At 63.9% G+C, this 22,509-nt stretch carries 15 protein-coding genes; 8 read left to right on the top strand and 7 right to left on the bottom strand.

Annotated elements, in window-relative coordinates:
* The 5 genes from F6X61_RS09080 to F6X61_RS09100 form a co-directional block, all read right to left on the bottom strand.
* Positions 1 to 2,241: an Ig-like domain-containing protein gene (locus F6X61_RS09080; protein ID WP_153786324.1), complete on the bottom strand. Its 2,241-nt coding sequence runs from the start codon at positions 2,239 to 2,241 to the stop codon at positions 1 to 3.
* 20 nt (positions 2,242 to 2,261) lie between these two features.
* Positions 2,262 to 3,611, bottom strand: coding sequence for a hypothetical protein (locus F6X61_RS09085; RefSeq protein WP_153786325.1), 1,350 nt, complete (start codon positions 3,609 to 3,611; stop codon positions 2,262 to 2,264).
* A 402-nt stretch (positions 3,612 to 4,013) separates the two neighbouring features.
* Positions 4,014 to 5,210, bottom strand: a complete 1,197-nt coding sequence (locus F6X61_RS09090; RefSeq protein WP_153786326.1) for a hypothetical protein — start codon at positions 5,208 to 5,210, stop codon at positions 4,014 to 4,016.
* 87 nt (positions 5,211 to 5,297) lie between these two features.
* Positions 5,298 to 5,765 (bottom strand): VOC family protein, encoded by a 468-nt coding sequence (locus F6X61_RS09095; protein ID WP_153786327.1) that lies wholly within the window; start codon positions 5,763 to 5,765, stop codon positions 5,298 to 5,300.
* Between the two features lie 160 nt (positions 5,766 to 5,925).
* Positions 5,926 to 7,545, bottom strand: coding sequence for an NADP-dependent glyceraldehyde-3-phosphate dehydrogenase (locus tag F6X61_RS09100; RefSeq protein ID WP_153786328.1), 1,620 nt, complete (start codon positions 7,543 to 7,545; stop codon positions 5,926 to 5,928).
* A 139-nt stretch (positions 7,546 to 7,684) separates the two neighbouring features.
* On the opposite strand from F6X61_RS09100, the gene F6X61_RS09105 reads away from it, so the two are divergent.
* A complete protein-coding gene (locus F6X61_RS09105) occupies positions 7,685 to 9,928 on the top strand; it encodes a bifunctional diguanylate cyclase/phosphodiesterase (RefSeq protein ID WP_153786329.1) in 2,244 nt (747 codons plus the stop codon).
* 21 nt (positions 9,929 to 9,949) lie between these two features.
* On the opposite strand, the gene F6X61_RS09110 is transcribed toward F6X61_RS09105, so the two are convergent.
* Positions 9,950 to 13,789, bottom strand: a complete 3,840-nt coding sequence (locus F6X61_RS09110; RefSeq protein ID WP_153786330.1) for a leucine-rich repeat domain-containing protein — start codon at positions 13,787 to 13,789, stop codon at positions 9,950 to 9,952.
* Between the two features lie 324 nt (positions 13,790 to 14,113).
* Between F6X61_RS09110 and F6X61_RS09115 the strand changes: the two genes are divergently transcribed.
* The 7 genes from F6X61_RS09115 (at position 14,114) to F6X61_RS09140 (ending at position 21,442) form a co-directional block, all read left to right on the top strand.
* On the top strand, positions 14,114 to 15,268 hold the full coding sequence (locus tag F6X61_RS09115) for a hypothetical protein (RefSeq protein ID WP_153786331.1): 1,155 nt from the start codon (positions 14,114 to 14,116) through the stop codon (positions 15,266 to 15,268).
* A gap of 63 nt (positions 15,269 to 15,331) precedes the next feature.
* On the top strand, positions 15,332 to 16,447 hold the full coding sequence (locus tag F6X61_RS09120) for a glycosyltransferase 61 family protein (RefSeq protein ID WP_153786332.1): 1,116 nt from the start codon (positions 15,332 to 15,334) through the stop codon (positions 16,445 to 16,447).
* Positions 16,448 to 16,842: 395 nt separating this feature from the next.
* Positions 16,843 to 17,019 (top strand): EPS-associated small membrane protein EppA, encoded by a 177-nt coding sequence (eppA, locus tag F6X61_RS26965; protein ID WP_178125794.1) that lies wholly within the window; start codon positions 16,843 to 16,845, stop codon positions 17,017 to 17,019.
* Between the two features lie 323 nt (positions 17,020 to 17,342).
* Positions 17,343 to 17,903, top strand: a complete 561-nt coding sequence (locus F6X61_RS09125; protein WP_153786333.1) for a polysaccharide biosynthesis/export family protein — start codon at positions 17,343 to 17,345, stop codon at positions 17,901 to 17,903.
* 74 nt (positions 17,904 to 17,977) lie between these two features.
* A complete protein-coding gene (locus tag F6X61_RS09130) occupies positions 17,978 to 19,048 on the top strand; it encodes a hypothetical protein (RefSeq protein WP_371923681.1) in 1,071 nt (356 codons plus the stop codon).
* 19 nt (positions 19,049 to 19,067) lie between these two features.
* Positions 19,068 to 20,633 carry a lipopolysaccharide biosynthesis protein gene (locus tag F6X61_RS09135; protein ID WP_153786335.1) on the top strand — a complete coding sequence of 522 codons (1,566 nt, stop codon included), beginning with the start codon at positions 19,068 to 19,070 and terminating at the stop codon, positions 20,631 to 20,633.
* An 11-nt stretch (positions 20,634 to 20,644) separates the two neighbouring features.
* Positions 20,645 to 21,442 carry a CpsD/CapB family tyrosine-protein kinase gene (locus tag F6X61_RS09140; protein ID WP_153786336.1) on the top strand — a complete coding sequence of 266 codons (798 nt, stop codon included), beginning with the start codon at positions 20,645 to 20,647 and terminating at the stop codon, positions 21,440 to 21,442.
* A 27-nt stretch (positions 21,443 to 21,469) separates the two neighbouring features.
* Here F6X61_RS09140 and galE read toward each other — a convergent pair whose 3' ends face one another.
* A complete protein-coding gene (gene galE, locus F6X61_RS09145; protein ID WP_153786337.1) occupies positions 21,470 to 22,432 on the bottom strand; it encodes a UDP-glucose 4-epimerase GalE in 963 nt (320 codons plus the stop codon).
* Positions 22,433 to 22,509 lie beyond the last annotated feature (77 nt).

The raw sequence follows: 22,509 nt of genomic DNA on the forward strand, positions 1-22,509 counted from the left end.
TTACTGCACCACCACGTTGACGGTGCGCGTGGTGCCCTGGCTGCTGGTCACGGTTGCCGTTGGCGCCGCGGTCGGGACCGCCGTGGTGCTGTTGCTGACGGCCAGGCGCCAGCGGCCGGTGACCGGCACGGTGGTGGTGCCCAAGGTCTGCACGCCGGTGGTGGTGGTCACCCGCACGGTGATGGTGTTGCCGGTAGTCACCGAGGAGGTACCGCTGATGTCCCAGTTGTAACGGTTGTTGGAGCGCGCGGTGACGGTGGCCGCAGTGACCGCGAAGGTCTCCTGGGGTGGGCGTGGCGACACCTGCACGGTGACCGTGCCGGGAGTGGACAGGGCGCCGATAGAGTCACGCGCGATGTAGGTGAAGGTGGTGCTGAACGCGGCAGTGACCGTGGCCGGTGGGGTGTAGGTGATCACGTTGCCGTCGGTGCTCACCGTGCCGCGCCCGGCCGGGGTCGGCTGGGTGACGCTGGCGATGGTCAGCGGCAGGTTGCCCTCCGGATCGGTGTCGTTGGCCAGGGCGTTGATGGTCAGGGGTACGCCCAGGGTGGCGACGCTGTCGGCCACTGCCGTCGGAGCCCGGTTGGGCGCGACGTTGACGGTCACCGTGGCCGGTTCCGACTTCAGCCCCTTGGCATCCATGGCGCGGTAGCTGAAGGTCGCCACCAATGGGCTGGTGGCGCCGGTCGGTGGGGTATAGGTGACGGCGGTGGTGCCGTTCATCACCACGCCGCCCAGGCCGGTGCCGGGCTGGGTGAGGTCACTGATGGTCAATGGCAGGTTGCCGTCCGGGTCACTGTCGTTGGCCAGCAGGTTGAGGGTCACAGGAACCCCGACACTGGTGCTGCCGCTGTCGGCCTGGGCCAGTGGCGGTTGGTTGCCGGCCGAGATCGGCGCGTTGCCGACCACCACCACCGGCTCGACATCGCTGCCGCCATGGGCGGACTTGACGGTGATGCTGGCGGGTGGCTGGGTCAGGTCGTTGACCGTCAGGCTTTGCAGGACGCCGGCCTTGGACATGCGCCCGTAGCCCTGCACCACCAGGTCAGGCACTGCCACCTCGTCGCTGGAGCGGGCCTCGACCAGCAGGCGCTTGGTGACCCAGTCGTAGCGGGCGTTGGTGACCCGTACCACATCGCTGAGCTTGCTCGACACGGCCGTTGGCTTGGTGGCGCCGCCGCTGCTGCTGGCGGTGACCACCACCACCGGCGGTGGCGCGGTTTGGCTCAACTGCTGGATGAAGAACAGGCCGTTGTTGTCTGGCAGCAGGTTGAACTGGCAGGGCGAGGGTGGCGTGCCGACCAGCGCCAGGCCATTGCGCATGCACACGCTGGCGGTGTTCGGGGCTTTGGCAAAGACCTCGACGCGGGTGCCGACGCCGGTGCGCGAGTAGGTGGCGCGCTCGAGGGTGACCGGGGTCTGGGCGCGTTGGTCGAGGACCTTGCCGGAGACCGTGAAGACGTTGGTCTGGATCGTGCCCGCGGGGCCTTGGATGCGCACGAAGTTGGTATTGTTCGGGCTGCCGGTCACCGCCTCGGTGGTGTTGGGGTCGCCGACGAAGGTTTCGGTAGCGCCGGTGTCCGGATTGACTTCGGTGTACGGACCGCCGACACCGCGCAGGAACGGCCCGATATTGCCATTGAGCGCACCACTGAAGTTGCCCGGGGCACCGATGCCGATATCGCGGGTGATGTTGACCGCACGGCGGCCCACCTGGTTGGCGGCGACGGTGACGGTTTCCACGCCGTAGGGGTGGGTGATGGTGTAGGTGCCTGCTTGCGGGATGGAGGCGCGGATGCGGATGCGGGCAAAACTCTGCTGGTCGCCATCGACCGGGTTCTCGGCGGCGAAGGCCGCCTCTATGCCGGCCACATAGACTTCCAGCTCGTAGCCACTGTTGCCCACTGCGGGGATGTCGGTCTCGGCCAGGAACCAGAACATCTCCGGCGGCCAGTTGTCGGGGAACACCAGCGGCAAGGTGTCGTCATAGACACCCGGCTCTGGCAACAGGGTGCACATGTAGGCCGGGGCGCCTGGCCCACCGGGGAAGCGGGTACTGGTGGCACGCGACTGGCACAGCTCCAGCGACAGGTTGGTGGCGTCCTTGTACCACATGGGGTAGCCCCCGGTGGCGAAGGTGTAGGGGCCCGGGTCGACCTCGGTCAGCACGGCCCAGGCCGCGCTGCTCACGCTGAGGCTGAAACCGGCGGCGCACAGCGCCCGGCGTGACCAAGTATTCATGCTGCCTCCTGGAAGTCTGTTCATGGCACCAGCACCACGTCTTCGCTGTCGCTGCCGCCATGGGAGCTGCTGACCTGCACCCTGGCCGGCGGTATCGGAGTGAGCCCGGTGGTCATGGATTTCACCGCGCCGCTGCCGCTCAGGTTGCCGATCAGCGCACCATTGCCGGTGTGCGCGGTGAGGGCCGGCGGGCTGGTCTCGTCGCTGCTGCTGGCCACCAGGGTCAGCTGGCCGCTGGACAGGCTGTATTCGGCGCGGCTGATCACCACCAGGTCGGTCAAGGGCATCGACACGGTCGTTGGGGTGCTGGTAGCGATGGCCAGGCTGTTGTCGGCGGTGACCTGCAGGGTGAGGGGCAAGGTCGGATTGAGGGGCGACTGGGCATACCAGGCGCCAGTACCGTTGGCTTCGCTCAAGGCCAGGGCCGGGTTCTGGCTGCTCAGGTTGACGGTGGCCGGCGCCGGCGGGGCCATGACGAACACATCCTGCTGGGCGCGCAGGTCACCGTTCTCGGTATGCCGTGAATAGGTGCTGCGTTGGGGAATCACTGGGGTAGGGCGGTTGACCGTGGACAGCTTGCCGGACACGGCGAACAGATCGGTGCGGATGTCGAGGCCGTTGGGGCCCTCGATGCGCACGTAGTTGGTGTTGAATGGGCTGCCGGTTACACGCTCGTTCAAGTTGGGGTCGCCGATGAAGCGTTCACTGGCGCCGGTCGTAGGGTTGGTCTCGGTGTAGGGGCCGTTCACGCTGCGCAGGAAGGGCCCGAGGTCGCCCTTGAGCGCGCCGGTGAAGTCACCCGCGCCGGCGATGCCGATATCGCGGGTCATGTTGATTGCCCGACGCCCTGCGGCGGGTACGTCGAACACGTCCACACCGTAGGGGTGGGTAATGACGTAGGTGCCTGCCGCCGGGACATCGACGCGGATGCGCACGCGGGCGAAACTGACCTGATCGCCTGCCACCGGCTCTTCGGCGGCGAAGGCCGCTTCGATTGCCGAGACGTAGGTCAGGTCGATGCCGCGTGCGGCGTCGACGAGTGAGGTTTCGCCGGTGAACCAGAACGCTTCGTCGGGGAAGTTGCTGGGGAACACGATGGGTTGGGTGTCATCGAACACGCCGGGGGTGGGCAACAGCGTGCACATGTATGACGGCGCGCCGGGGGCGCCGGCGACCCTTGAACTCACGGCCTTGGTCAGGCACAGGTCGAGGGTGCGGCCATGACTGTCCTGATACCAGGCGGGAAAGCCGCCGTTGGGGGCTGTCGGGTAGGGACCGGGGTCGACCGCATACAACGCAGCCTGGGCCGGTAGCTGGAGCAGGCCAGCGACGATCGCGATGGCCAGCGGACGGGGTGTCGGTCGGTGCATGAGTCGATTCCTCCTGCAAACGGGCCCATGGGTTGGGGCGTCTGGGGAGGAGTCGGCAAGTGTTGTGCCAGGTTTGCCACAATGCTCTGCAGGCCGTTGACGGCGGGGCTTACAGCCTGTCTATCCATCTATACATTGGAAGATCCAGGTGGGCTGGTGGCCCCAGCTTTGGGGAATCGGGGCGGGCTCTGGCGATGCTTCGCAGGTCTTGAGACATGCACCAAGGCGGGCGCCACCTCTTTCACAGGACTACATCGCCCGAAACAGACTGTGGGAGCTGGCAAGTCGCAGCGGCGAACCGCAGCTCCCACATCTGTTTCGGGCCAGTTACTCCTGGTCTATCTCCAGTGTCCGCCTTGTTGGCATGGCGCTACATCGAGGTGGGCGCTGCTATTGAGCCTTTCAGCGCTCGCGCATGAAGAACCCGGCCACGTACTTGCGGAAGGTCTCCAGGCTCTTGAAGTCGGCGTAGCGCTTGAAATGTTCGGTATCCGGCTCCGGGCCGACCGGCTGCTCCAGCAACGACACCGACAGCACTCGGTCCTGGTCCGAGGTGAGCACCAGCTCGTCCATTACCTGGCCGCCGATCACCGGGCGGCGCATCAGCACCTTCACGCCTTTGCCGGCCATCCAGTCGATCAGCGACACCAGCGCCTTGAGTGGTTCGCGCTCTTCGTCGCGGTACACCGGGAACAGCTGCGCGCGCGACAGCACCGGCACGCTGGCCACGTGGATCATTTCGTAGAAGTGGCTGCCGGCGGTGGCCGGCGAATACAGCGCCAGGGCCAGCAGCGGGCCGCTGGTGCGGTTGCCACCCCAGTACTGGTGGTGGCCCTGGAAGTCGAAACCGTCCTCGCTGCGCGCATTGATCACCTTGCGCCCCTTGATCTGGTCCACGCAGTCGAGCAGCAGGCCATGGCGGCGGTGGTTGCCGAACACCGTGGCCTCGCGCAGGCGGGCCTTGAGCATCATCATGTGCTTCATGTCCAGGCGGGTTTCCAGGTAGTTGCTGGCCGGCACCCGCTCCAGCAACGGGTAGCGAGCGGCCACGCCACGCAGCTCGGCGAACTGGGTGGTGAGGTCCTTCTTCAGGTGGGTGGCGTACACGTTCAGGCCGCTGGCCTCGATCCAGGTCAGCAGCAGCGACAGCAGGCGCTGCTGTTCACGGCGCTCGCCGGGTGAGCGCGGGCTGGTTGCGCTCGCTTCGCGCTCATCGGTACGGCGGTAGTCGCCGATCAGCCGCAAGGGCGTATCCGGGGCCAACCAGGCGGCAGGTTGGTTGATTTCCTCGCTGCGCTCGGCGGCTTCGCGTTCATCCTTGCTGAACGGGCAGCCGGGGGCGTGCTCGGGGGTGTCGGGGTTGTTGCGCAGGAACAGCGTGCCGGTGCTGCCGTTCAACGAGATGTTGAGCACCGGCAAGGCGTCCTTGCGGCAGTCGCAGGCCAGCCATTGATTGGCGCCGCGCACCTTCATCAGCCACTGGTTGGCCTGCAGCAGGCGGGGGCCGGCGAGGGTTCCGTTGACGAAGCCGACCAACAGTTCTTCCTCGGCCGGGGTCAGGCTGCGCACCTGCGCGGCGGATTTTTCGATGATACGCATTGAGGGGCAGCTCCAAGCTACGAGCTGCAAGCTTCAAGCAAAGCCGCGTGGGTTTCAACTTGAAGCTTGCAGCTTGAGGCTTGCAGCTCAACTGCCGCCGAACATTTTCGCCGCGCGGGCGCGGATTTCCTCGACGCTCAGGTCTTCCTTGTGGGTCGAGATGAACCACATGTTGTTGAACGGATCTTTCAGCGTGCCGCTGCGGTCGCCATAGAACTGGTCCTTCACCTCGCTCAACGGCTTGGCGCCAGCGGCGATCGCCTGGGCGTAGACCTTGTCGCAGTCCTCGACGTACAGGTGCAGGCCGACGGCCGGGTGTTCGATGGTCTGGCTCGGTTTGAGGGTGTTCGGCATGTCGCAGGGGTCGCCGAGCATCAGCGAGGAATCGCCGATTTTCAGTTCGGCATGGCCGACGCGGCCTTGGGGGTCTTCAAGGCGGAACATCTCGACCGCGCCGAAGGCTTTCTTGTAGAACTCGATGGCCTTGGCGGCGTCCTTGATGCCGAGGTAGGGGGTGATGCTGTGCTGGCCTTCGGGGATGGGCTTGACTGCCATTTGCGTACTCTCCTTTCACCTGGGTGGGCCATGTGCGCGTTGCGCCACGGTGGTGACTTAGAGTCGTACAGGCGGGCAGGAAATCGACCTCAGGTTTAGATTGATTGCCTATAAAAAACGCGCCGCCCCGCGTTTTGCAAACGCGGGGCGGCGGCGTCGGTCAGAAGATGTAGTCGGTGGTCAGGAAGCTCGACTGCCGATTGCGGATGATCTCGCTGATCAGTTCCTTGTTCGCCTCCTGGAATTTGGTCGCCACCAGCGTGCGGATGGAGAACACCCGCAGCGCGTCATGCACCGACAGCGTGCCCTCGGCGCTGTTCTTGCGGCCATTGAACGGGTAGGTGTCCGGCCCGCGCTGGCACTGGGCATTGATGTTGATGCGGCCAACCTGGTTGGCGAAGGTGTCGACCAGCGCGCCGATGGTGGCGGGGTCGTTGCCGAACAGGCTAAGTTGCTGGCCGTAGTCCGAATCGAGCACGTAGTCGATCACGGTCTGCAGGTCACGATAGGGCACCACCGGCACCAGCGGGCCGAACTGCTCCTCATGGTAGATGCGCATGGCCTGGCTGACCGGGTAGAGCAGGGCGGGGTAGAAGAACGAACCACGGCTCAGGCCTCCGCCCTCATTGAGCACCTGCGCGCCCTTGCCGGTGGCATCGGCCACCAGGCCGTCGAGGTAGTCGAGCTTGCCCGGCTCGGGCAGTGGCGTCAGCGCCACGCCGGGCTCCCAGGGCATGCCGGGCTTGAGCGCGGCGAGCTTGCGCTGGAACTTGTCGAGGAATGGCTCGACCACGTCTTCATGGACGAACAGGATCTTCAGCGCGGTGCAGCGCTGGCCATTGAACGACAGGGCGCCGGTGACCGCCTCTTCGACGGCGTTGTCCAGGTCGACCTGGGGCAGGACGATGCCGGGGTTCTTGGCGTCCAGGCCAAGCGCTGCGCGCAGGCGGTGCGGGCGTGGGTGCAGTTTTTTCAGGTCGGCGGCGGCCTTGTGGGTGCCGATGAAGGCGAATACGTCGATCTTGCCGCTGGCCATCAGGGCGCTGACGGTTTCGCGGCCACGGCCATAGATCACGTTGATCACCCCGGCCGGGAAGCTGTCGCGGAAGGCTTCGAGCAGCGGGCGGATCAGCAGCACGCCGAACTTGGCTGGCTTGAACACCACGGTGTTGCCCATGATCAACGCCGGGATGAGCGTGGTGAAGGTCTCGTTGAGCGGGTAGTTGTAGGGGCCCATGCACAGCGCCACGCCCAGCGGGGCGCGGCGGATCTGGCCGAGGGTGCCTTGTTCCAGTTCGAAGCGGCTGGAGCGGCGGTCGAGATCCTTGAGGGCATTGATGGTATCGACGATGTAGTCGCAGGTGCGGTCGAACTCTTTTTCGGAGTCCTTGAGGTTCTTGCCGATCTCCCACATCAGCAGCTTGACCACCGCCGTGCGCTGTTCGCGCATACGCGCCAGGAAGGTTTCGACATGCTGGATGCGCTCGGCCACGCGCATCGTCGGCCAGGCGCCGCGGCCCTTGTCATAGGCCTGGACCGCGGCGTCCAGGGCGGTAAGGGCGGTGTCGGCGTCGAGCAGCGGCGCGCTGCCGAGGGTCACCTGGCGCTCGCCGTCAGCGTGCTTGAGCCACACCGGGCTGTGCACCGTGGCCAGCGGGCCGTCCCAGTGCCTGAGTTCACCGGCCACCAGGTAGTCGCGTTGCTCCAGGGGCTCGCCCAGGCGCCATTGCGCGGGGATGTCGTCAGGGGTGGGAAACAGCGAGTCGAGCAGACGTTCCATGGGGCTAGCACCTCTTGTATTTGGCTGGGTGAAACGCTTCAGCATCCGAGCATGCACCCCGCGCAGGAAAAAAACCAGTCTGGCTCAACATTGCCCGGGGCGCGCCGATACAGCATGAATCGACTCCGATGTCAGGCCTATGACCAGCAACAATCGCCCCGCACTCGATGACCCCTTGCCCGAACAGGGCGCCCTGCGCCGTACCCTCAATCGCCTGCTGCCGGTAGGTTTCGCCGTGGTCGGGATCGGCCTGTCCACGGTGCTCGGCCACCTTGACGCCCAACGCGAGCAGGCCGAGCAGGTGGCCAACCTTGCCGCGCGCCTGTCCGGTGTGCGCGGTGCGCTGGAGGCGCAGTTGCGCGCGGCGTTCAGCGAGGCCGAGGGCATCGCCCAACTGATCAGCGCCGACGGCAGCATCAGTGTCGAGCATTTTCACGGCATGGCCAGGGATGCCTTGGCTTCGGTGCCTTACATGCGCCATATCGCCCTGGCGCCGGGTGATGTGGTGAGCGATGTCTACCCGCTGGAGGGCAACGAGCGGCTGCTTGGCCTCGATTACCGGCTTTTGCCGCTGCAGTTTCCGCTGCTGGTGTCGGCGCGTGACCGGCAGGCTCCGGTACTGGCAGGCCCGCTGCAACTGTTGCAGGGCGGCCGGGGGCTGATTTACCGGCGGCCGATCTTCGTCACCGGCAAGCGCGGGGTGAAATTGTACTGGGGCAACCTCTCGGTCGTTGCCGATATCGACCGCCTGCTGCTCACCGCCGGGCTGCGCCCGGAGGCGGGTTTCGAACTGGCCGTGCGTGGCAGTGATGGCAAGGGCGCCGACGGCGAGGTGATCTGGGGGGATGCGCAGTTGTTCGAGGCGCCCCAGGTGAAGGTCAGCGTGGATGTGCCCGGCGGCCTCTGGCAACTGGTGGCCGCGCCGCGCGGCGGCTGGTCGGCGCTCAATCTGTTTGCCTCGCCGCTGTTCCTGTTTGCCTTGACCACCACCGGCCTGTTCAGCCTGTTCGTTGCACAGCTCAATCGCAAGCAGCGCCTGCTGGCACTGCGTAACCGCGAGCTGCGTCAATACCAGGCCCAGCTGGAGCGGCTGGCCCACTACGACACCATCACCGGGCTGCCCAACCGTGTGCTGTTCCTGCAGCAGTTGAATGCGGCCATCGAGCAGGGCCATGGCCTGGCGGTGCTGATGCTCGATATCGACGGCTTCAAGCAGGTGAACGACAGCCTCGGCCACCCCATGGGCGACCTGCTGCTGCAGCAGGCCACCGCGCGTTTCCTGCAGGAACTGGACACTCAGGATCGGGTCTGCCGGCTGGGCGGCGACGAGTTCGTGTTCATGCTGCAGGGCGCGCAAGGCCAGGTCAGCCACCAGATCCGCGCCGTGCTGCGTTGCCTGCAGCGCCCGTTCGACCTCAACGGCAATGCCAGCCTGGTCACCGGCAGCATTGGCCTGGCCTGGTGCCCGCAGCATGGCGAGGACGCCGACAGCTTGCTGCGCCACGCCGACACCGCCATGTATGCGGCCAAGGAGAGCGGCCGCAACGCCTGGCGGCCGTACCACCCGGACATGACCGAACGCCTGCAGCAGCGCCTGGAGCTGGAACGCAACCTGCGCCGGGCCCTGGAATACAACGAGTTCGAGCTGTGGTACCAGCCCAAGCTCGACCTGTTCAGTGGCTGCCTGGAAGGGGTCGAGGCGCTGCTACGCTGGCGCGACCCGCAACATGGCCTGGTGTCTCCGGGTGAGTTCATTCCGTTGGCCGAGCGCACCGGGCTGATCATTCCGCTGGGCGAGCGGGTGCTGGAACTGGCATGCGCGCAGCTGGCGCAGTGGCGAGCCCAGGACCTGCTGCCCGGGCCGCTGGCGATCAACGTGGCGGCGCTGCAGATCGAGCGCAGCGACTATGTCTGCGCCCTGGCCTGCGCCCTGGAGCTGCACGGGCTGCCGGCCAGCCTGCTGGAAGTGGAGATCACCGAGAGCCTGCTGATGGAGAGCCAGCAACAGGCCTGCGCGGTGCTGGCGCAGCTGCAGGCGATGGGCGTGGCCACTGCGGTGGACGACTTTGGCACGGGTTATTCGTCGCTGGCCTACCTGCGCGCGCTGCCGATCGACCATTTGAAGATCGACCGCGCCTTCATCAAGGACCTGCCTGGCGACGACGACGCGGTGGCCATCGCCCGGGCGATCATCGACCTGGGGCATGCCCTGGGGTTCAGGATTACCGCCGAAGGGATCGAAACTCAGGAACAGTACGATTTTCTGCGCAACGCCGGGTGTGACCAGGGGCAGGGCTTCTTGCTTGGCCGGCCGATGCCGGCGCCGGCCTTGCAGCACTGGCTGGCCGAGCACCGTGAACGGCGGCGCCCGGCCAGGGAGTGAGCGTCGCCGCTGCAGGTTGCGCTACATGGGCAGCTCGAGTATCCGCCAGGGCGCCTGGCTCATCGCATAGTCATGCATCACGGGTTCTGAATCGATGCGCTGCAGGCGCCGCCAGAGCTCCTGCCGTGCGGCATCCGGGTCATTCATGAAGGCATCGTTGACCAGAACGGCGCGCAGCCCGCGGCGGTAGGCAACGGGCAGCCGCTGCCAGATTGCCTGTTGGGCAACAGTAGTGCCCTCAAGGAGTTCTTCATACTGGTAGTCGGCCACCAGCAGGTCGATGCCATGCGCCTGGTAGTAGGCATCGATCTGGCCCCGCATCGCGGGCGTCAGCCAATCGCTCTCCAGCTCCATGGCCCGGGCGACGTGCTCCGGGAACACCACCCCCTGCGGCAGGGCCGTGAACTGGTTGTCGGATAGGTCCAGCACCGACAGACTTATGCCGTCGCTGGCTTCAGTAGGCGTTGGCAGGCTGTCCAGCCCCAGTGGCAACTGCGTGAGGCTGGTGTTGTCGAGGCTTACCAGTAACAGGTCACGCAGGTTGCCAAGGTCGGGCGCGCGCAGCAATGGATTATCCGAGAGGTCCAGGTGCAGCAGGTTGGGCGAGCGCTCCAGGCGCGCCTGGGCCAGGTCATCCCAGGTGATGCGGTTGCCTTGCAAGTCGAGCGAGATCAACCGCTCTGGCATGGCCAGCTCCGGTAAGGTGGCGAATCGGTTGTCCCGCAGGTGCAGGCGCTCCAGCAGTGGAAAACGCTCGAGGAACTCCGGGTGCAGCCAGCTCAACTCTGGGTTGCTGCTGAGCTCAAGCTCCTCGACGTGCCTGAAGTCGTCCGGCAGGGCGAGGCTGGCGATATCCTCGTTGGTCAGTTCGAGGCCCGCTAGGTCCAGCGCCTGGATGCCGTGCTGCGGGGTGATTGGGCTGGGTGAGTCGCGGTGCCAGGCATCGATGATCGGGCGCACTGCGCGCTGGCGCCTGGGGGAGCTGGCCGACCATTCGGCCAAGTCGTCGCGCAGACGTTGCAGGCGCGCTTCCAGCCTGCCCAGCGCGAACTCCGGGGTAATGCCCTGATGGTGCCAGCGCGACAGGTCGTCAAGGAACTGTTGGTCATCGGCGCTGGGGTACAGACGCCGGTAGCGTCCACGGGTGGCGTCACGCAGCAACGGCAGTGGGTAGCTGCCACCTGCATCGCCGCCGCGCAGTCCGCCCTGTCGCCTCCACGCGGGAGCGCCGCCCCAGAGCTGTCTGGCCAGGCCCTGCCGATCATCCTGGGCCAGGGCCAGCACCTGCTCGCGCAAACCTTCGGCGCCCTTGATGCGCAGCCCCAGCGCCTGTAGCCGGGCGCTGGAAAAAACCTGAACCAGTGCGCGGCACAGGTCTTGATCGACCGTGCCGGCTGCCGGGCGCTCACCACGGTAAGCCTCATACCCCTCGGCGGACTTGATCAGGGTGTAGCGCTCGGTTGCCTGGCTGGGGCCGATGGCACGCAGCACTGGTCCCTGGGGGCTGCCAGCGCGCAGTTCCAGGCGTAGCGTCGAGCGGCCGGACATCCGCTCCACGCACATGAGCACCAGGCGCTCGCTGTTGGCTGAGGCCAGTTGTGGTAACCACACGCCTTCCAGGGCACGGGTGAGGGGCAAGTCGCTTGCCACCTGGCGGGCGGCATTGTCGAGCCAGGCTGGCAGTTGGCTGCGCTCGGCGGCCGCCAGCCTGGCGACCAGGCGTGTGGCCAGCGGCCGGGTCAGGCGTGGGTGGTCGATCAGCAGTTGATCGACCAGTGGGTCAGCAGGGCGGGCTGGGTTGTAGTAACCCTCGAACAGTGGCGCGTGGGCGAGGTTGGCGTCCTGCGCCATCCGGGCCAGGGCCTGCTGCTCGGCACGCAGGCGTGCCAGGGTATCGGCCAGTAGCGGCGGGGTGGGCCTGGACCGCAGGTGAACGCGGCGCAGGGCGTCCTCGCTCAGGCCGCACACCTGCGTTGCCCGGCGCAGCTCGTCATCAGTGAAGCCCTCGAACTCCGGCCCCAAGCGCCGTATCAGGTAGACCAGGCCCCAGTCCTGAGGCTGTTCGTGCTCGGCATGCCAGGCGCCCTCGCCATTGTGCTCAAGCAGCGGCTGATAGGCGTCGTTGCGCTCCGGGTGAACGATGCGCCAGCGCTTGAGCTGTGGGTCTAGGCGCTGTTCATACAGATGCCCGTCGATGCGAATGAAATACCTGCCGTCATGCTCGAACTGCCCGCTGGCGTTGGCTTGCAGCGTCTCAGGCAGGGCCATCGGGCTGTGGTAGGGAGCAAGCTCCGGGCGCCACAACCGTCGGCTGCCGTCGGCCACGCGCACCTGGTCGAGGCTTTCCATCAGTGGGCTGTTGAACAGCTTCGGCAACACCTTGCCGGCCACATGCAGGCCTCCGATCAAGGCCAGGTTCAGCCCGACGGCCTCAAGGTGACGCAGAGCCAGGTGGCGATCGCCGATGCTCCATGCCTCATAGCCCTCGTAGACCTCGTCCAGCAGTTGGCAGGCGATGACGGCAAGCAGCAGGGTGCCGACCCCAGGGACAAAAAAGCCGGCAACGGTCAGTACATCCATGCCAAGGCTCAACCACTCGTCCAGACGGCGCCTGCGCGCCTGCGCGTCGGCATCGGCGGTCGGGACTGCCAGCAGACGCGCTTCGGCCTTGAGCCGCGCCAGGTGCCGATCCTGAAGAAAACCGAATAATTCGCCAGGTACTGGGGTGAGGGTCAGGTACAGGTTCGCCGGGCTGGAACTGACCCAGGTCTGGTCACTGAGACCGAGGCCGCTGGCGTCGAGGTTCTGGCGCAGCAAATCGAGGAACTGTGCGCGCTGGTCAAGTGGCAAGTAGGCCAGGAAGCGCTGGCGGGCTTGCGGGTCGATCAAGCGTTGCGCCAGCGCGGCCTCCACTGATGGCTGATCCTTGCACAGTTGCAATGCCGGGCTGTGGCCGGGAAGGTAAAGCAGCAGGCCGGCCTTGCCAGCGTCGATCAGCAGCACCTCATGCAAGGGGATGCCGAACAGCGCGAGCATCCAGCAGTGGCCGGGCTCACCGTTGAGCAGGCGCTCCACTGCATCGCGGGCGGTGCCGCTGAGGGCGTGGCGCAGGTAACCGACATCAGCCGCCACCCGCAAGCGGTCGCGTAGCACCGCCACGGCCAGGGCGCGCAAGCGTGCCCTGTCGCTGCCGTCGAAGATGTGCTGCAGGTGCTCCTGGTATCGCTGGCCCAGGTCAAGTTGCCTGCAGATGCTGGCAAAGGCCTGGGGCGTGAGGGGCAGGGCGCTGACCTGGTAGGCCTCGGATGTCATCTGAACGGTAGCGCCTGGGGTGTCGAAACCGATTGGCGCGAAACCTTCAACGGTGATCGGCTGCACGTTGATGTCGGCTGCAGCAGCAATTGCGCTGTGGCTGTCGAACGACTCATCGCCGCCAAAGTTGAGCAATGCCGCCTGCAGCAGGCTGTGCCGTTCGCTGCTGTACAGAAAGCGGGTGCCGAGCCAGGACCACTCGCGCTGCACATGCAACAGCTGGGTGTCACGTGCAGGTGCGAGGATGCCGTCTTGCGCCAGTTGTGCCTGCAGCAGGGGCTCGCAGAATTGGCTTATTTGCTGCAGCCCCTTGAGTGCGTGGGACAAGGCCTGTTGCGAGCGTGCCAGGCGGTCCTGGCTGGCGAGCAGGGTTTCGCGCAGGTCGGGGGCGGCATTGTTGAACCAGTCGGCCTCTGCCCCGGGCAGCCCTTGGGCGGGTTCCAGTACGCCGCGCAGGGTTTGCCAGTTTTCGGCTGGTAGCGCTTGGGTCCAGCCAGGAAGCTGTTGTTCGAGTAGCTGTTGATGCGGGTTGATATCCGGGTAGGGCATGCGGTGACTCCTGTTCTATCGAGCGAACAGCAGGCCCCGAAAAGACTCAGTGGGTGCGGTAGATAGCTAATGGCGGGGACGATAGGCAGGCAGACCTGATGACACTGTGCTTGGATATTAAATTGGCGCCAAGGAATACCTGGCCTTGATAGCAATGTGCCGCTTGCAAAGTGATTTTCCTGCACCTTTAATTGTTTCTGAATGTGAGTGCAGTTAATGACTTTATAAGTGTTGAATATCAGATGGTTAGGTTGGCGCTTCAAGCACTTAGGTGGTTTTATTCAGGTGTGTCCATCCGACAACAGCAAGGGACGTTGACGCGCGATGAAACAATACTTGGTGGCTGTTGCCCGTAGGTTCATATCACCCTCCATGCGCTATGAACTGAGGAATGTATCAAACAAGTTACGCGATTTTCTTGGGCGCGCCTGTTTCTGGCGCTGGGAAATAGCCAGGTTCCGTCTGCAACAGGAAAGCCCCTACGAAATTCTCTACATCGGTCGCAAGCAGGGCCGGGAGATGGCCAAGTTGCTCATCGGCGGCAAGGGGCAGGGCAATGCGTCCGCCGCCAACGAGCAGGTGCAGCCTGCAGCATCGGGGCACGTGGTGGTGGTGAGCGAGATGCCGACCACAGGCGCCTTGAACGTACCGCATTACCTGAGCGCCGTGGTGCCGTTGGGGCGCCCGCTGGAGGAGATCACCGCGCGTTACGACAGTGAGCTGCGCCGCAGTATCCGCAAGAACCGGCCGCTTTATCAGATGCGCCAGACCCTGGACGATGACGAGATCGCCATGGCCGATCGCGAGCTGCTGCGCCCGTACGCCTCGGCACGGCAGGGTATTCATGCCGCGCAGTTTCCCACCGACGATGTGTTCCGCCTGGCCAAGGGGGTCGGCCGGCTCGACCTGATCACGCTGGAGGGCGAGGTGGTTGCCTGCCACCTGGGTTGCGAGATCACCCGTGGCGGCAAACGTTACTGGAGCACCCTGCGCTTCGGTTATTGCGAAGCGGTGTTCGCCGACGCGAAACGCCTGCGTGAAGTCAACTCGATCACTACCTACATGGCCCTCGAGTGGGCCCTGGAGCAGGGCTACGACTATTACGACATCGGCCTGTGCGTGGCGCGACCGGATGACGGGCTGCTGAAGTGGAAAAGACGACGCGGTGGGGACATCGATGGCTTGAACAACCACGCGTACATGTTCGTCCGATTGCCCAAGGCGGGGGTTGCCCAGTTTCTCTGGGATACCCCCTTGTTCGCCGTCGAAGGCAACAAGCTGACACTGCACCTGGGTGTGCCCGACGGGCCAAGCGATGAGGAAGTCGCCAGTCGGTACCATGAAATGGTGTTCGGCGGCCTGCACAAGATCTACCTGTATGGCGCAAAAGGTGCGGGCGAGCAGTTTCTGGAGAACCTGCGCAGCCGCTACGCCAGCGTGCAGAAACCACCGACCATGGAGCGAGTCGTGTCCAGTTAAGGTTCAGGGTTTTTGGCGCATGTTGCACAAGCCAGTGACTCTGTGTTCAAGCAGGGGGACCCAATGGGAAGTGGAATTTCGAATTTCAGTGCGCCGCCAACACGTCGTAGTACCTGGACGCTGGCCGCTTACAAGAACATGGCCAGAAAGCGCCTTGGGCGCAAACCGGACATCGACCTTAAAAGTATTGCGGACAAAAGCTGGGACATTGCGCCTGGGGAGACCACGGTTTCGCCTGCGGCCTTCTATCTACCAGGCCAGCTGGAGCGGGTGACCGGCTGGGAGGGCAAGCGTTTCTATCCTTACGTCCACCCCGCACGGACCATGGAGGGCGGGGTGTGCATCGAGCAGGGCGCAACCCGTGGCTACCTGATCAAGGACGCCTGGCTGGTCGACGGCGCGCTCTACAAGGGCAATGCCAGCCATTGGTTATCGCGAAAACCCAGCACCTTCCCACGGATCAGCGTTGACCACGAGATCAAGCGTGGCGCCGTTTATTGCACGCAGAACGGCAATTCGTGGTTTGGTACCTGGCTGATGGAAGACTGCGTCACTTATGCCCTGGCCTGTGACGAAGGGGTGCCGGTGACCACCGCGCCGTCCGCGCGATTCCCGCTGTTCACCCAGGCCCCGGCCTATGAAGACTGGCTGGATATGCGACCGCTGCGGCTGCACAGTGCGTTTTTCCGCGAGCTGGTTTTATTCGACGACCACTGCAACAACCGCAGCCGGCATGCCCGCTACCGCGCGATGGGTCAGAAGTTGCTGGCGCATGTGAATGCAGCGCCCCACCCGGGGGTGTTCATCTTGCGTGGTGGCGATGGCGACTTGCGCTTGTTGCGCAATGAAATCGCGGTCGCCGAACACCTGGCCAAGACCCGAGGTTTTCGCATCATCGACCCGCTCCGGGCCGATGTGCCGAGTATCGTCGCCGCCTGCGCGGGGGCACAGGTGGTGATCGGCGTCGAGGGCAGCCAGCTGGTGCATGGCGTCAACGTGCTGCAGCCAGGTGGCTGCGTGCTGACCTTGCAGCCGCCGAACCGGTTTGTCAGTTACTACAAGTACCTGACCGATCGCGATCACCAGCATTTCGGCTTTGTGGTCGGTTTGCCGGAGGGTGATGGCTTTCGGATCGATGTGGCAGAAGTGGAGCGCACGCTGGACTTGATGCCATTGTGAACCTGGCCCTGCACTGATGCCGGTGGCCATGGAAGCGGGGCGTTGATGTTTTGACTGTAAGCCGAAGCATTAGCATTTGGCTTCTCATCAATGAAACACCCGAGCCGCTGCCTGGTCACTTCAGAAGTTTGATGGGCCTTTCAAGCGCTCTTGTGGTAAACCGAAAATGGCCGAAGATAAACACCTTTCGCAGCTATTCGCCCGGGCTGTATCAATGCCAAATCTCTGCATATTTCATCTGGCGAGAAATTGACATGAACAGAGGTCTTCGATTGAGATTTATTATGGTGCCGGATCGTTGACGTAGTGTCATTGTGCCCATAAGCTCAAATTCAACAGCGAAACAGTCTTTGTTCCCCAACAATAACGTTCATCCTCTTGTGCAGGAGGGGATTATGCGCTCGACACTCTTCATTAAATCGATTTTCCTGTTGGTCCTGTTGAGCGGCGCCGCAAGGGCAGCCGATTCCTATATGAGCCATGCCAGCGTTATTCCTTTGGCGACGGCGGGTTGGCTGTTCGCTTTTGCGGTGATCGGTTTTGTTGCTGTTGCCAACAGAAGTAAAATTTGAAGTGCGTCAATGAGTTGTGTGAGCGTTCAAAGGCTGTCTTAAAAGTTGCAATGCTTTTTGGTAATAAGCCAGTAAATTGACAGGTGAAATCTGTTGTTGGCGGCCCTGGCATCCTACAGAAGCTTGTCAATTTTCCTACCATTGCTATATTCCAGTAGCCGGCGGGCCTGACGCTGAGGTGTCAGCGTTCAGGCGCAAGACGGTACTGGCTTCCAGGATGATCGGGGCCATCGCGGCGGTGGTTTTCGTCGCGACCAGAGCGAGATGTAGTGCGTTGTTCTCAATCAGTGCTCTTTGCAGGCCATCAGGCCGGAGGGACCCCCATGGTACGTCTAATGTCTGCTGTGCTGTGCGTGCTGATGCTGTGGTCCGGTGCCAGCCGTGCTGATGACCCATCCGCTACCCCCTATCTGCTGAGCCCTGGCGACCGAGTGATGATCTCGGTCTGGCAGGAAGAAACCCTGCGCCAGGAAACCACCGTCCTGCCTGATGGCAGCATCACCTTCCCGTTGGCGGGACGAGTCAATGTGGCCGGGCTCGACCCGACCGCTGCCGCGCAGAAAATCAGTGCCGGTTTGAAGGCATACCTCGCCGAGCCCAATGTCAGCGTCGTGGTAACCGGTACCGCCGGCAACCTTGTCTATGTGCAGGGCAAGGTGATCAAGCCTGGCCCGGTGCCCATGGCTGGTCCTACCGCTGTGCTGCAGGCGTTGAGCATGTCGGGCGGCCTGGACAAGTTCGCCGATGAAAGCGCCATCAAGGTCATTCGCGGTACGGGCGCGACACAAAAGGTGCTGCCGGTGCGTTACAAGGATCTGGTTTCCGGGCGTGACCTGTCCACCAACTTCCAACTCCAGGCGGGCGACACACTGGTCGTTCCCTGATCTGTCTGACTCAATATTAAGACCGCATAGTGCCAATTATTCGAACAACAAGCGTTGCAACGGCAATCATGATGATGCCGTTTTCCGGCCTGGTACAGGCCGCCAACTGGCAGTCTTCGGTCGTGGTCCCCACGACCGTCGAGTACGACAGCAACCCGCTGTTGCTGACGTCTGACGAGAAGGGTGTTATGCGCACACTCATCGAGCCCACGTACAACCTTGTCGGCACCTACGGCCGCGACCAGGTAAACCTGGGGCTCGGCGTGCATGTGCTGCGCTCGTCCGACACCAATGTGATGGACAACCGTGAAGACCCCGATGTCAGCCTTGGCTGGCAACGCGATACCGACAAGGGGCGCTTCGGGCTCAAGGCGCAGTATGTCGAAAGCTCGACCTTGTCCGGCAGCGTTCTGGACACCGGCGTAGTGACCACCGACGGCACCCAGAAGATGACCTTGCTGACGGGCACCTGGACCCACGCCCTCACCGATCGCACCACCCTGGACAACCAGACCACCTACTCCCACGCCCGTTATGACATTACCACGCTGACGGGTTACGACGAGTATGCCAACGCCACTACCCTGACTTATGCCTGGAACGCCCGCACCGATGTGTTCACTGGCCTGCTGGTGCGTCGCTACGAACCCGAGCAGACCGATACGGCGCGGGCCACCAACAGCTATACCCCGACCGTCGGCGTGAAGTACCAGCTGACCGACCGGCTTGTAAGTACCGTGCACGCTGGCGTCAACCAGGTCTCCGGATCCGGGGGCGGGCGCCGTGGCGAGGGTGGGGTGGCGCTCGACTACAACGGTGAGCGTGCCGCTGCCAGCTTCAGTGCCGAGCGCAGTACCGTCGCCAGCGCCGAGGGTGGTTTCGCCGAACTCGACATGGTGCGCGGGCTGTGGAGCTATGCCGTGAGCGAGACCAACCGTGTGGGCCTCGAAGCGTCCTGGCAGGACAGCAAGGGCCAGACGCCGAACACCCTGCAGACCTACAGCGCCTGGGCCAGCCATGAGTTCTCGCCGTTCTGGGACCTGCGCCTGTCGATGATGTACAAGCAACGCCAGCAGGACGACGTGCCGGATGCAGAAGCTACGATCATTGGATTGACCCTGACCTACAGACTCCCAGACCTTTGACTTTCAGCGTGGGCCCGCCATGAAGACTGAATACGAGATGTCCGTCAAAGATTACCTCGCCATCATCAAGGACCGGGCCCTGCTGTTGGGGTTGAGCATGATCGTCATCCTGGCGGTGACGGTCGGGGTTGCCCTGACGGTGCCGCCCACCTTTCAGTCGACCGGCACCATCCTGGTGGAGTCACAGCAGATCTCGCCGGAGCTGGTCTCGGCGAACAACAACAGCTTTGCCGATGAGCGCATCGAGGTCATTCGCCAGCGCGTGATGACCCGCGAGAACCTGCTGCAGATCATGGACAAGTACGGCTTGTTCAACGACAAGGGTCACCAGCTCAGCGAGTCGGACAAGATCGACCAGATGCGCAACGCGATCCTGGTCACCACCCTCAGCACCTTCGTCAAGGGGCGCGGCGAGACCACGGTGGCGTTCAACGTCTCGTTCGAGCACAAACGCCCGGAAGTGGCCAAGGAAGTTGCCACCGAACTGGTCACCCTGTTCCTCAACGAGAACATGAAGCAACGCACCGAGCGGGCCAGTGAAACCACCGAGTTCCTCACCCAGGAAGCCAACAAGCTCGGCGCCGAGCTGGCCACCTTGGAGAACCAGCTTGCCGATTTCAAACAGGCCAATGCCAATGCCTTGCCGGAGAATCAGGCATTGCGCATGAGCATGCTGTCGCGCTCGGAATTGGAGTTCCGCGAAGTCGATCGCGACTACAAGAGCGCCCAGGAGGAGCTTCGCTACATGGAGCTGGAGCTGTCGGCGGCGAATGCGGGGGTTGCGACCAAGACCGATGGCGCACGTTCCGGTGCAGCCGACCAGATGCAGGACCTGCCCAGCCTCAAGGCAGAGTACGCCCGGCTGCTGACTCGCTACACGCCAGCGCATCCGGACGTGCTGGCGGTCAAGCGCAAGATCGATGCGCTGCAGGCCAGCGGCAGCAAAGCCAACGCCGCCTCGGGCGTGAGCCTCGACGTGGCCCGGGCCCGGGCCAAGCTGGTGGCGGCCCAGGACCGGATTGCCTCGCTGGCCGAGCAGAAGCGCCAGCTGAGCAGCAAGATCGAAGGTTACGAAGCGGAGATACTTCAGGCCCCGCAAGTCGAGCGCGGCCTGGTCACCCTGATGCGTGACCATGACAACGCACGCAAGAAGTACGAAGAGATCCGCGCCAAGGAAATGGGGGCGAAGATCACCGAAAGCCTGGAGCAGGAAAACAAAGCCGAGCGCTTCGTGTTGCTGGAGCCACCGCTGATGCCGGAGAAGCCGGTAAAACCCAACCGCAAGAAAATCGTCGCATTGGGCCTGGTGCTCGCACCTGCCGGTGGCGGGGCGTTGGTGATGCTGCTTGAGTTGCTCAATCAGCGGGTACGTGGTGTCGGCGCACTGGAGAGCGTGCTCGGCCGGCGCGTGCTGGTAGCCGTTCCGTTCATTTCCACCCAGGCCGAGCAGGCGCGACGCAAAAAAATGCGAGTGTGGGCGATCATTGGTGCGTTGGTGATGGCGTTGGTCCTGCTGCTGCTTGTGCATCTGTTCTACATGCCGCTGGATCTACTACTGTTTAAAACTATGGCGCGGTTTGGCTAGGGAGCGCAGCAATGGACAGGAATACGCCAGCAATCGGCAAAGGCCTTCATCAGGTTCCACCTGCCGAAAAACTGCCGGCACCGCTGGTTCAGCGAACCGACGTGCTTGGCCCGTTCGACTATGTGCAAACCAAGGTGGTACCGCTGCGCGCGGAGCACCTTGAGCGCCACCGGATCGTGGCCTACAACAAGAACTCGAACATGAACTGGGCGTTCGACCTGCTGCGCACCCAGGTGCTGCAGACCATGGAAGAGAACGGCTGGCGCACCCTGGCGATCACCTCGCCGACGCCCGCAGCGGGCAAGACGGTGCTGGCGATCAACCTGGCCATGAGCATTGCCCACCACACCAACAAGACGGCGCTGCTGGTCGACTTCGACCTGCGTCGGCCGCGGGTCGGCAGTACCCTTGGCCTGCCGATGGACCGGGCGCTCAATGACCTGCTGGCCGACAAGGCAGGGCTTGAGGAGGTGCTGGTGAACCCGACATTGCCACGTTTCGTGGTGCTGCCGACCCGGGAACCGATCCCGATGTCCACCGAGATGTTGTCTTCGGCCAAGGTGGGCAACTTGATCACCGACCTGCGTGATCGCTACGAATCGCGTATCTGCATCTTCGACCTGCCGCCTTTGCTCAGCTCGGATGACGCGATCACCGTGCTGCCCAAGATCGACTGCGTGCTGCTGGTGGTCGCCAATGGTGTGAACAGCAAGAAGGATATCGAAGACTGCCTGTACCACCTGGCCACCGCCAACATGATCGGCGCCGTGTTGAACAAGGCTGAGCCCGAGACCCGCGACTATTACTGAGTAAAGCGGTGAAGCGTGCCCCTGGGGTCAAGCCCAGGGGTATTTTTTTTCCCAGTTCCAGGCGTGGCGCACGATCGCCTCAAGCGAGCCATAGACCGGTTGCCAGCCGAGCACCTGCCTGGCCTTTCCGGCATCTGCCACCAGCCGCGGCGGGTCGCCGGCGCGGCGTGGCGCGTCCTCGACGCACACTTCACGCCCCGTCACATCACGCACGGTGTCGATCACCTGCTGCACGGAGAACCCGAGGCCGTTGCCCAAGTTGAACGCGGTGCTGGCGCCACCGGCAACCAGGTAGTCCACTGCCAGCGCATGGGCCGAGGCCAGGTCGGCTACATGGATATAGTCGCGAATACAGGTACCGTCGGGGGTGTCGTAGTCGCGGCCGAACACGGTGATGGCGGGGCGCCGCCCCGAGGCCGCTTGCAGGATCAGCGGGATCAGGTGGGTTTCCGGCTCGTGGCGCTCGCCACATTCACCCTCGGGGTCTGCCCCGGCGGCATTGAAGTAACGCAGGCACACCGAGCGCAAGCCGTAGGCGCGGTCGAAGTCCTGGAGAACCTGTTCCACCATCCATTTGCTGCAGCCATAGGGGTTGATCGGCGCCTTGGGGTGCTGCTCGTCGATCGGCACATACTGCGGGTCGCCATACACGGCGGCGGTGGAAGAGAAGATCAGCCGCTTGACCCCGGCGCGAACCATGGCCTGCAACAGCACCAGGGTCGCCGCCACGTTGTTCTGATAGTACCGGCCAGGCTCCGTGACCGACTCGCCCACCTGGATGAACGAGGCGAAATGGAACACTGCATCGAAGCTGTATTCGGCGAACAGGGCATCCAGTGCAGCTGCATCGGCGATGTCGAGTTCCACCCATTTGATCCGGGGCCGTGTGGGTGCAAGGTCAGCCACCACCACGTCATGCCCCTCGGCCAGCAAGTGCTTGACCATGTGCGAACCGATGTAGCCTGCACCACCGACCACCAAGAACTTCATGCAAACCTCCTGGAAGCTGCTGCCCGTACGGACGTCCCTTTGTGGCAACCGGGCGCGCCGGTTGCCGCAACAGGCCT

This window comes from Pseudomonas sp. EMN2 (assembly GCF_009650555.1).
Taxonomy (GTDB): domain Bacteria; phylum Pseudomonadota; class Gammaproteobacteria; order Pseudomonadales; family Pseudomonadaceae; genus Aquipseudomonas; species Aquipseudomonas sichuanensis.